Source organism: Spongiactinospora gelatinilytica, from assembly GCF_003236385.1.
Classification (GTDB): Bacteria; Actinomycetota; Actinomycetes; order Streptosporangiales; family Streptosporangiaceae; genus Spongiactinospora; species Spongiactinospora gelatinilytica.
Map to the genome: position 1 here is coordinate 1 of NZ_POUA01000254.1, position 11,418 is coordinate 11,418.

General features: G+C 62.1%; 7 protein-coding genes. 2 read left to right on the forward strand and 5 right to left on the reverse strand.

Annotated features, from left to right (window positions below):
* Positions 1-749 (reverse strand): hypothetical protein (locus C1I98_RS26575; protein ID WP_111170159.1); only part of this gene is annotated, 749 nt, incomplete at its 3' end.
* 391 nt (positions 750-1,140) lie between these two features.
* Here C1I98_RS26575 and C1I98_RS26580 point away from each other — a divergent pair.
* A complete protein-coding gene (locus C1I98_RS26580; RefSeq protein ID WP_111170160.1) occupies positions 1,141-1,539 on the forward strand; it encodes an XF1762 family protein in 399 nt (132 codons plus the stop codon).
* Positions 1,540-1,748: 209 nt separating this feature from the next.
* Complete coding sequence (locus C1I98_RS26585; protein ID WP_199537232.1) at positions 1,749-3,491, forward strand: recombinase family protein; 1,743 nt, start codon at positions 1,749-1,751, stop codon at positions 3,489-3,491.
* A gap of 473 nt (positions 3,492-3,964) precedes the next feature.
* Here C1I98_RS26585 and C1I98_RS40690 read toward each other — a convergent pair whose 3' ends face one another.
* The 4 genes from C1I98_RS40690 to C1I98_RS26600 all read right to left on the reverse strand — a co-directional run bounded on the left by C1I98_RS40690 (position 3,965) and on the right by C1I98_RS26600 (position 11,040).
* Positions 3,965-4,654 (reverse strand): GNAT family protein, encoded by a 690-nt coding sequence (locus C1I98_RS40690; protein ID WP_146607648.1) that lies wholly within the window; start codon positions 4,652-4,654, stop codon positions 3,965-3,967.
* A 237-nt stretch (positions 4,655-4,891) separates the two neighbouring features.
* Positions 4,892-8,305: a DEAD/DEAH box helicase family protein gene (locus C1I98_RS26590; RefSeq protein WP_111170161.1), complete on the reverse strand. Its 3,414-nt coding sequence runs from the start codon at positions 8,303-8,305 to the stop codon at positions 4,892-4,894.
* Positions 8,306-8,350: 45 nt separating this feature from the next.
* Positions 8,351-9,535 carry a restriction endonuclease subunit S gene (locus C1I98_RS26595; protein WP_111170162.1) on the reverse strand — a complete coding sequence of 395 codons (1,185 nt, stop codon included), beginning with the start codon at positions 9,533-9,535 and terminating at the stop codon, positions 8,351-8,353.
* On the reverse strand, positions 9,523-11,040 hold the full coding sequence (locus C1I98_RS26600) for a type I restriction-modification system subunit M (RefSeq protein WP_111170164.1): 1,518 nt from the start codon (positions 11,038-11,040) through the stop codon (positions 9,523-9,525). The genes C1I98_RS26595 and C1I98_RS26600 overlap by 13 nt, the downstream gene beginning before the upstream one ends.
* Between the last annotated feature and the right edge of the window lie 378 nt (positions 11,041-11,418).

The following is an 11,418-nucleotide window of genomic DNA, read 5'->3' on the forward strand; positions in this document are numbered from 1 at the left end:
GCCTGGTTCCGCGCGGAAGCGGAAGGGGGTGGGGTGGAGGGGCATGGCATGCCGTGCCGAGGGCGTTGCCCGCGGGCAGAGAGGCGGCCAGGGCTCTCTGCGGCAGTGTGATCGGCACTGCGAAGAGGGATGTCGGCCAGGTGGGTGAGGGCGATGAGGTCGGCGTCGGACTCGCTCAGTACGCCGCTGGTGACGGCGTCGATCAAGACGAGGTCGGGGTGGTACCAAGGCCGCCCCGGCGGCGCGTCGTGGCCTGGTCGCCGCTGGGCGGTTGTGGTGAGGTGGCGGCGGGCGTGGGTACCTGCGTGCCGGGCCGCCGCGCACAACCGGCCGCGGACATCCGGCAGGCGGGCATCCAGCCGGTGCAGGGCCCGCAGGTAACCGGCCATGATCGCGATGTCGATGTCCACCGGGTCACCGCACGGCAGATCCCGGGTAAGGGCGAGGGCGATCCGGCGCAGGGCGGGCATCGCCATGCCCACGACGGCGACGGTCCACGCCGACCCCGTCCCTGAGCTGCGGGCGCGGGCGGTCAGCTCCCGCCACACCGCATCACGGGCCTCATCGGTGACCCCACGGCCGGCGAGCAGGAGCCGCAGGTCGCGTAGCCCGACCGGGCCGCGTGGCAGGCCGGGGATGTGGGTGCAGTCCAGGACCAGCCCGCCGGGGTGGGTGGTGAGCAGGCGGAACGAGGTCTCGGCGGTGTCCAGGGGCGATTCGGTGTGGCGGTTCGCGTGGTGGGTGTTCATGGCGGTGCTCCGGTCGAAGACGAATGCGCTGGGGTTCGTCAACCGTTATGCACACCGCTTCAGAAACGGCTCAGAAGAATGCCGGGAAGCCGGTCAGGAATTCCTCAGAACTTTCCGGCGTCTGGCCGGGTTCTGAGTATCTGGGCAGGTGCTTCTGCGTCGGCGCCGAGGTTCTGAGCACCTTCTGAGCAACTTCTTGGGCGGGCTCTGAGCTAGTTCTGAGTCGTCTGCTTGCCTGGTCACACGCCGCCCGGCCCGCACTCGCAGGCCCGGGTGGCGCGCATCCGGAAATCAGCGTGTCCCGACCACAGCAATGGAGCATCGAAATGACTCGAATACCGCCTTCCGCAGGCTGACCACAACAGAACACCGGCACTTGCATGTCAGGCGGGTGCGGATTCAGACGGCCCGTGCATTCGCCGCCTGGATTCACCACAGCCTGGCCGCGCCTGCCGATGCCGAGATCGTCCTTGGCGTCGAGACCGGGCGGGGGACGCTGACCGGGGTCGTGTTCGCCGGCAGCCCCGTCTCCTGGCGGCAGGATGACGGCCACACCGCCGAGATCGCGTGCCTGGAAACTGACAGCACCCCTGGCGCCGCTGCGGTGCTGCTGGACGCTGTGTGGCTGGCGGCACGTGGGCGGGGTTATCGGCGGCTGATCGCCGATACGCGGCTCATCCGTCCCGGCGGGGCGGCTTCCGCTCTTCACGCGGCCGGGTTCCGTCTCCTCCCCGGTCGTCCTAGCAGGAGCGCGGTGTGGGAGATCCGGACGGCCGGGGGCGGCCGATGACCGTATTCAATGGGAGTTCGGGGCCGTCCCCTGCACGGCCTATGCCTACGGTGGGTGGAACGGTCGAGGTCGAACTGCCTGATGAGCCGCTTGCCCTGAGCCCGGAAGCGGCGCGGGCCCTGCTGGATCTGCTGATCGACGCCCATCAGCGGCGCTACGGCCGCCCCTACGCATAAGACCCCTGCGCATAAGAGAGGAGAAGGAGGGACATGGCAGAGAAGGACATGACAACGAGGTTCGGCTTCTACGGCCGGGTCTCCACCGAAGACCAGCAAGATCCGGAATCCTCCCGGGCCTGGCAGCTCACGCGTGCCAAGACCCTGGTCGAGCCGCGGGGCGGGGTGATCGTCGCCGAATACTTCGACATCAGCCACACCCGCGCCCTGCCGTGGAAACGCCGACCGCAGGCCGCAGCGCTTCTTGAAGCGCTACGCCGTCCCGACCGGGGCTTCGACGCGGTGGTGATCGGGGAGCCGCACCGCGCGTTCTACGACAACCAGTTCGGGCTGACCTTCCCGGTGTTCAACCACTTCGGCGTGCCGCTGTGGGTGCCCGAGGTCGGTGGGCCGATCGATCCGAACAACGAAGCCCACGACCTGGTGATGAGCGTGTTCGGCGGGATGAGCAAGGCCGAGCGCAACCGGATCAAGATCCGGGTCCGCACCGCCATGGAGGCCCAGACCCGCATCGAGGGCCGTTACCTAGGCGGACGCCCGCCCTACGGCTACCACTTGGTGGATCTGGGTCCGCATCCGAACCCGGCCAAGGCCAACGACGGCAAACGCCTGTCCGGCCTGGCGCCGGACCCGGTGACCTCCGAGGTGGTGAAACGGATCTTCGCCGAGTACATCGCCGGGCATGGGCTGGCCGCGATCGCCGAGAATCTGACCAAAGAGGGGATCTCGTCTCCGGCCGCCAATGATCGGCGGCGTAACCCGCACCGGTGCGGGATCGCCTGGTCGAAGTTCGCGGTCCGGGCGATCCTGCTCAACCCCCGCTACACCGGGTATCAGGTATGGAACCGGCAGCGCACCGATGAGGTCCTGCTCGATGTCGATGACGTGGCGCTCGGCCACACGGCCAAGATGCGCTGGAACGACAAGGACGCCTGGATCTGGTCGGAGCGGCCGGTGCATGAGCCGTTGATCGACATCGAGACCTTCCACCGGGCGCGGGACATCATGGCGGGCCGCGGCCGTGGCCCGACCTCGCACAAGCCGCATCGGGCCCGGCACGACTACGTACTGCGCGGGTGTGTGTTCTGCCACGTGTGCGAGCGCCGGATGGAAGGCCACTGGGCCAACAAGGCCCCCTACTACCGGTGCCGGTTCCCGCAGCAGTACGCGATCGCCAACAAGGTCGAGCATCCGCGCAACGTCTGCGTCCGTGAGGATGCGATCGTGCCCGGTCTGGATCACTGGCTGGCGCTGGAGTTCTCGCCCCAGCGGCTGCAGCACACCATCGACGTGCTTTTGGCCGCTGCCGATGGGGGGAATCCGGGGGCTGTGGCACAGGAGGAGGCCAAGCGGCGGATCGCCGAGTGTGATCGCAAGCTGAGCCAGTACCGCGCCGCGCTGGACGCCGGGGGAGACCCGCTGGTGATCTCGCAGTGGATCACTCAGACGCAGGCGGACCGGGCTGCGGCTCTTGCGGCCCGGCCCAAGTCCAAACCGGCGGTCACAAGGGATCAGATCGCCCGCACGATAGAGAACCTCGGGGATATGGTGCAAACCCTGCGCGAGGCGCCCGCGGACAAGAAGAACGAGATCTACCGCCGCGCCGGGGTACGTGCGGTGTACAACCCGGCCAATCGCAGGGTGCGGGTCTGGGCGAATCCTCCGCCGACCGATAGCTCCCATTGGGAATTGGTTGGTGTCCGAGGACTGAGCCCCACCGGACGCACATGCCCCACCACGATCCCTAACGTCGTTTACCGCATTCGCGTCACTTGATTCTCTTACCAGTGCAAGTGGGGACTGGCGTCTGACGGATATTTGGTGGCCCTTAGACCACAGGACAGATCGGCGCCAATCAGCCGCTGCAAGGCGTCTGCGTATTGAGTCTGGGCTCCACAGCTGCGTCTTGACCTAAGCTCAACGTCGAGATCCCCGGCTGCTGTTACGAGAGTCTATCGATCAGCAAGTAATTGGTGCCGGATTGCAGCGTAAGTCTACGATTCGGTGGACCTTCTATCGCCGTTGAATATCATTCTTGTCACAAGCCTCCTGTATTGACGAGATTTGATTGATCTCCAGTGTGGCACTCGTTAGGGGATCTGTAGAGTGCAAAGTTGGTCAGTCGTTAGAACATTTGCTCGCAATCTGGCCTGTTCGCTTGACCAAAGAGACTACAGGGTCACATGGGATGTCATGTTGCTCGCGCAGTGCGACTTTCGGCCGAAGTGAGGAAAGATAAAATGTTATGATCAGAGGAGGTCATTAGCGCAGGCTCCGAGGAACGCGGCGCCGTCTGCGGTGTAGGGCTCCTCAATCTCCTTGACCTGGAATCGTGACCGGGCTTCAGTAAGGAGGCGTCGCGCTATTCCTTTTCGCTGCCAGGCCACTGCTGTCCAAATATGCCCCACAGAGTCGTACACGCCTTCGCGACTGCGGTCGTATAGGATCATGAATCCTGTGAGGTTGCCAGTGTAATGCCACAAGCCACTCTTCACTTCCAAAGCCGATACCGGGGCCAACATTACCAGCCAGATGCCATGCGCTCCTGGCGCGAAATCCCACCCGCAGGCGCGCCTGTAGACTAGTGCAGCTCGGCCGAGCGCACTCTCCTCCCAGTTGCCCGGGGTATCGAACGCATTCTGCCCGAGCACGGCGGTGCTGAAGCGAATGGTAGCTGTGTCTAGGTCAATGCCCGACACGACCAGGTCCCAATCATCGCCGAGAGGTTGCGCCTCCCAAGAAATACGCGGGCCAATTTCTGCGGCGACAGTCAATTCGGCTTCCTGTATCAGGGAGCGAAATTCCGAGACGACTTCGGTTACGGGGAGCTTGTCTTCCCTGACAAAAGAATTAGGGGAAATTATGTCTCGTAGCGCACGGTATGCGGTCCGGTAGGCGGTCTCGATTTCCGGTACCTGTGGAAAGTGGTAGTCAGTCATCTATTTCATCATGTCGTAAAGTAAGATCTGGGCTAGAGTTGCAGAGACTCGTAGGTGCAGTGCTGCCCCCATCGACGTCCGCAGACAGCGGTATACCTCGTATAAGTTGCGGGAGTACAGGATTCTGGGTCCCTACACAGCTGACGGCATTCCTTGAGTAAGCGTAGCCGTCCTGACCGTACGGCCAGCGTACTTACGGCCACTACTTATTTTACAGGGAGTAGCATATTGCGATCCTCAGCTTGCCGCGGCCTCTGCCGGGATTGCGGTCTCTTTCACTGACTTAAGGATGTTAGCGATGACCTCGACGTCGGACGGCTTGTGGAAGACAACGTCGGGATCGCCGTAACGCTTGAAGGGCGGTTCGTAGAGGTCTCCAGCCTCCAGGTAGCCGTTTTTGGCGAGGGAGTCGATGATGAGCTCGATGAAGTTGTACTCGACAGCGGAGAGGGTGCGGCCTTTCTGGAAGTCGTCGAAGGCATGAATTGCGGCCTCACGGCTCAGACCGGTGATGGAGCGCAGAAACAGACCAAAGCCGTCGTGCTGCTCGGCGATCTCGTCGATGTCGCTCTCCGTGCCGAAGTCTAGGTCGAGGAAGACGTTCTTCAGTTCGTCGAGGTCGGAGCTAGTAATCTGCCGGCCGCGCAGGAGCTTCTGGACGACGAGATTGTCGGCGTGGCTGCGCAGGTACGTGCGGACTTTCCGCTCGAACTTGGTACGGTCGGTGCCGATCTCCAGGCCCTTGAGCTCAGCGTGGGTGAGATCGCCGAGTTCGTCCTCAAAGTCGGTGTAGACGACGGCGCGGTGCTTTGTGGGGATAAGCCGGACCAGGCGGCGTATGGTGCGGCGCATCGTCTCCAGCATCGCCAGAGTGACGTCCTGCCACCAGTCCTCACCCGCGACGTCGGTGATGAGGTCGATATGCCGGGCGACGACGGGATTGTTAAGGGTCGTTGGGTCGAGTAGATCCTCAGCGATTCCTTGCACTTGACGCCGCAGCGTGTCGTAGCCGGGATCGCCGTTGAGCAGCCCGAGTTGCAGCCGTAGCGACAGCAGGTCGAACCGCTTGGCCTCCTCGCTGGTGTCGTCGTCATCCTTATAGGACGAGGGCAGGCCGGCCAGCTTCTCCTTGAGATCGTCGCGCTTCTCGGCGGTGATCTGTTTCCAGGTGTCTGGGTCGAGGAAGGTGTCAACCTCGCGCAGGTGCCGCCTTACCTCGATGTTATTGCGGTTCATCCCAGCCACCTCGCCCCGTAGGCGTGTGGCCACATCGTCGCGTACGGCGGCATCCTTTTCCGCAGGCGGGTCCCCCTGGTCTAGGGCGTGCAGGAGGTCGGCACGCTGGGCGAACACACGCTCGCTCAGCGGCTTCTGTGTACGTCCCTGGGTCTCGGGGACGTCGGCGTTGAAGTACTCCACATTGCGGGCCAGGTCGAACACGAGGAACTGCTGCTTGTCCCGCCCAGGGCCGAACAGGTCCTTGCACAGGCGGGTGCCCCGGCCGATCATCTGCCAGAACTTGGTCTTGGAGCGTACGGCCTTGGCCAGGACGAGGTTTGCGACCTCGGGGATGTCGATGCCGGTGTCGAGCATGTCCACCGAGACGGCCATGCGCAGGGCGGAGTCTCCCCGCCGGAACTGGTCGATTAGTTGCTCCGCGCCGCGTGTTCGGTGGCTGATCACGCGGGCGAACTCGCCACCATGCTCGGGGTAGAGCTGGTCGAACCGTCTGACGATGAACTCCGCGTGCCGCTGGTTGCGCGCGAACACAATCGTCTTGCCGAGCCGGTCACCACCCTCGACGTGGTAGCCGTAAGTCATGACGGTCTGGAGCATCTTGTCGATGGTGTCCTCGTTGAACAGGAACCGGTTGACCTCGTCGGCGGAAACCTCAGCGGGGACGCCATCCTCCTCGTCCCAGTCGAGTTCGTCCCAGCGTTCCTTCTCCTCCTCCGACAGGTCGTCGTAGCGGACGCCGCGCTGCGGGAACCTCAGCGGCACGTTGACGCTGAACGGGCCGACCAGGTAGCCGTCCTCCTTGGCCTCCTCCAGGTCATAGGCGTCGGTCGGGTTGCCCTCCTCCAGGTTGAAGACCCGGTAGGTGTTGTGGTCGATCTCGTTCTTGGGGGTGGCGGTCAAGCCGACCAGCAACGCGTCGAAGTACTTGAAGATCGCCTTGTACTTGTTGAAGATCGACCGGTGCGCCTCATCCACGATCACCAGGTCGAAGTAGCCTGGCCCGAACCTGCGTTCGCCGATGTCGGACAGGTTGTTGATCAGGTTGAGCATGGTCGGGTACGTCGAGACATACACCCGGGCGCTGTCGTCTCTGTCAGTCAGCAGATTGACCACAGGCGTGCCTGGAAGGTGTTGCTTGAAGGCGTTGGTCGCCTGCGTCACCAGCTCCTTCCGGTCGGCCAGGAACAGCACCCGCTTGATCCAGCCCGCCTTCTGTAACACGTCTACCAACGCGATGGCGGTCCGTGTCTTACCCGAACCGGTCGCCATGACCAGGAGGGCTTGGCGCTGCTTGTCCCGGTCGAAGCGCTCTCCGATTCGGCGAATGGCGCGGCTCTGATAGTAGCGCTCGACGATTTCCTCGTTGATCGGAGTGCTGCTGAGTGCTTGCCGGGAGGCGCGCCGAGCGATCAATGAGCGCAGTTCGTCCTTGGTGTAGAAACCCTGGATCGGTCGAGGTGGGTACTTGTTGCCGTCATCCCAGATCCAGGTCTGGTAACCGTTTGTGTAGAAGATAACTGGACGTCTGCCGAACTTGTGTTCAAGCGCGGTAGCGTACTGCCTGGCCTGCTCCTGCCCCTCCATAGGCGAACGCGTGGTGGCCTTGGCTTCCACCAGTCCGAGGGGTCTGCCATCGTCGTCCCAGAGGACGTAGTCAACCTTGCCCTTGCCGGACCGGGTGGGCAAGCCCTCCACTGGGTATTCCCGATCCTCGTCCCTGTCCAGTGGCCATCCGGCTTCGTGTAGCAGCAGGTCAATAATATGGGCGCGGGTCTCGGCTTCGTTGTAGTCATGGGTGTCATGCCGCCGGGAGTTGGCTAGCTTGGCTCCCTTGATCTGCTCCCGTAGGCGCTGTACTTCGGCGTCGAGGTCCTGGCTGCGCCGGCGTTCCCTGGCCAGCTCCTTCTGCTGCTCGGTGTAGCGGGCGGCCATAGCTTGAAGCTCGGCCTGCTTCTTCTGGCGAACGGAGGCGGGTTCGGGCACCGGGATCAGCGAGGCTTCGAACGCGAGCGTGGACGGCGGGACGTCGGCCTCGTGCTGAGCGTAGTTGCGGGCCAGCCAGTACATCACATGGAACAACTCGGCAACGGTTCGCGTCGCGTCGCGGCTGTGTACCTGCCTGGCTGAGTGCACCGCCAGGTTGCCCTGCCTGCGAATCAGGTCCATCTTCGCCCGCAACGCTGGACCAGCCTGATTGACCAGCGTAGGCTCGTTGAGCATCGCGCTTAGATCGCGCTGATAGGGCTCCTTGAGTGTGGCGTCGACCTTGTAAAGCCAGTTGAGCGCGAGCTCGATGGTACGGCGAGCGTAGAAGCACGATGTGCGGGGGTCGGCGATCGCCAACCGCTCCGCCCGCCGCGCCTCGCCGTACAGATCAGGCCACTCCGCCTTCAAGAACTCGAAATTGCTCACGAAAACCGCCCCAGCCCGCAAGTAACGACAGACGAGACAATCCTCTCACAGCTCTCCGCGGAATGCCTTAGCTTCCAGAGAACTGAAGAGCTCATCGAGCACATTCAGGTCGCTCCGCATGCTAGCGCGGGCTTGGTCGACCTGAACTACGCGCTCTACGTACTCGGCCTGGCTTTCAAGCGGAGGGAGCATGATAGGTGCTGCCCGCACATCTGATGTACTGATTGTATTTAGGCCCGAAGTTGTGCTGGCGGAGCGCTGTAGATGAAGCCTTCCTCCTGCTGAATTAAGCAAGGAAAGTACATATGCAGGAATGGCTTGGGGGCCCAAGCGTGCTCGGATGAGATGGTTTTGGTGAACGCAAGGCGAAATTGATCCGTCCCACAACGCGGCGCGTCCAATCTCCTCGGCGTTTCCATGCCCTTCGACGATAAGTAGATCTCCAGCCGCCAAGGCTGCTCGCTCTAGCTCTCGTTCCGTGACCCGCATCGTCTTAATGATGGATAGGTCAAGATGATTGCGATACGCATTGGCTACCCGCAGATAGGGAACCTCGATCGGTAGCGATTTCCGCTTACTCGATACTTGTAGCCCTCCTTGTATGATTGCAATTTCCCCCATAGAAACAACCTGCCAGCCTTTTGGGTTAGAAGCTGGGTCGCCGAGCAGGTCTATAAATATCGACTCGTGGAATTCGTCGAGGAGAGCGATGGCCCGCCGCCGCTTCGCTCGCAGCTCATCTACTTGATCCAAAATCTGCACGATTCGTCGCTGCACTGTAATATGAGGAAACGGGACCGGAAGCTTAAGGAAATCGCCTCTAGGGATGCTTCGGCGCCGTGCGGTGGTACTTCGCAGTTTTGACTTGTAGTACGTGATCGCACTTGGCGATCTTAGATATCTCTCAAGGTACTTACGTTCAATCTGCGGGTTCTTGAGATCCCAAATTTCGTAAGCGGGGCTAACGATTCCGGCGGGGGCGATATTTTGAAAGGAGAGCACGGCTTCATCGATCGGAAAGCCAACGACTAGTTGACCCTGCTTTGCAACCTTATACGGCGAGGTATCCCTACTTGCCACGCGCTTTTTGAATTTTTCCTCTTGCGCAACCAGGCCGTGGTGCATTGTCATGGAGAGAATCGGATACGATGTGCTGCCTGCACGGACGACTGGCGCTGGTGTGATAAGCTCGCCGAGCATGCGTGTTTCTATGGACATTAATTTACCCATGCCTTCAAGGCGGATAGGGCAGACTGGATTTCTGATTCCAGGGACTCGAGGTCGGCGATGACGTCAAGGGGAGGGCGATGTTCAACCTCTTCTCGGAGGATTTCCTTGTAGCGGTTGAGGCTGAGATCATAGTTCTGGGCGACGATATCGGCCTTGGGGACGGTGAAGCTTTGGGCGGTGCGAGGGCGTTCTCGCTCGGTGCCGTCGCGGCGGGACCAGCGGGCGAGGGCGTCAGGAAGATTGTTCATCTCGTGGTCGGGCTCGCTCAGGGGCACAATAGGGCGTGGCCCCTGTTTTTCCTCAGGTAGTAGCGGAGTTCGCTTATCGTCGAGGCTGTATCCGTCGGCGGTGACGTCGTAGAACCAGACGTGGTTGGTGCCGCCCGCGTTGGTCTTGGTAAAGAAGACAATGGCGGTGGAGACGCCCGCGTACGGCTTGAACACTCCGGACGGGAGCTTGACGATCGCGTCGAGCTTATGGTCCTCGACCAGCATCTTACGCAGTCCCATATGCGCCTTGGTGGAGCTGAACAGCACGCCGTCGGGGACGATGACGGCGGCTCGCCCGCCCGGCTTGAGTAGTCGCAGGAACAGGGCGAGGAACAGCAGTTCGGTCTTCTTAGTCTTGACGACCCGCAGCAGATCCTCCGCGGTGGCCTCGTAGTCGAGACTGCCCGCAAACGGCGGATTGGCCAGGATCAGGGAGTATCGCTCGGTCTCGTCGGCCACATTCTGAGCGAGGGAGTCACGATAGCGGATGTCGGGCTGTTCCACCTCATGTAGCAGCATGTTCATGCTGGCGATTCGCAGCATGGTGGAGTCGAAGTCGAAACCATGGAACATGCTGTTGTGGAAATGCCGTTGCTGGTGGCGTTCCAGTAGGGCCTCGGAGTGCTCCCGCTGGACGTACTCGGCGGCGGCCACCAGGAAGCCGGCGGTGCCGCAGGCCGGGTCGCAGATCTCGTCTCCCGGGCTTGGGTTCGTCATCTCGACCATGAGCTGGATGATGTGCCGAGGGGTACGGAACTGGCCGTTCTGTCCGGCCGTTGCGATCTTGCTGAGCATGTACTCGTACAGATCGCCTTTGACGTCACCCTGTCCAAGGGGTAGTTGCTCCAGGATGTCGACGGCCTTGGTGAGCAGGTTCGCCGTGGGGATGGTGAACCGGGCGTCCTTCATATGGTGGGAGTAGGTGGACTTCTCACCGCCGAGTGCCCGCAACCACGGAAACACCCCCTCGGCAACGGTCTTGTACATCTGGTCCGGCTGCTTCTCGGTGAACACTGACCAGCGCAGGTGTTCCTCGTCAACCGCATAGACCGGGCTCTCGACCGGGTTGCCGGTGAGGTTGGCCTTGCGTTCCTTGCTGGTCTGGATGCCGTCCAGCCGCTTGATGAACATCAGGTAGGTGATCTGTTCGATGACCTCCAGTGGGTTGGAGATGCCACCGGACCAGAACGCGTCCCACAGTCTGTCGATCTTGCTGCGCAGCTCACCGGTAATCACGTTGCGGAGCATAGTGCAGGGCGGCGACAACGGGGGCGTGCTGGCGACCTTGGTTCCCAAACGCCGCTGTGGCGCGGGGGTAGAGCCTCTCAACTACTCCAGTCCAGTGCTGATATGGACTTCCTTGTCGGGACTGTGAATGCATCCCCTGCGAGCTGACCGCCGTGGCTACGGTCAGCTTGGCGGAGTCAGACAGGGGGTAGGGGCTCAAGTGATCAGCGAATTGGTGCGCTAGCAGACCAGTAGTCCCTCAGCATCTCGGTGGGCCAGGTGGGCTGGTGGATCTCACCTTGAGGGCCCATCTCCTTGAAGTAGGGGGCGAGGTCGTAGATGGGCGTGCGATCGATGGCGTCTAGGTGCTGTCTATTATACACATCT

Bases quoted from the DNA above. Each gene is read 5' to 3' on its own strand.
- C1I98_RS26585 (WP_199537232.1), top strand. From the start codon at position 1,749: ATGGCAGAGAAGGACATGACAACGAGGTTCGGCTTCTACGGCCGGGTC.
- C1I98_RS40690 (WP_146607648.1), bottom strand. From the start codon at position 4,654: ATGACTGACTACCACTTTCCACAGGTACCGGAAATCGAGACCGCCTAC.
- C1I98_RS26595 (WP_111170162.1), bottom strand. From the start codon at position 9,535: ATGGGTAAATTAATGTCCATAGAAACACGCATGCTCGGCGAGCTTATC.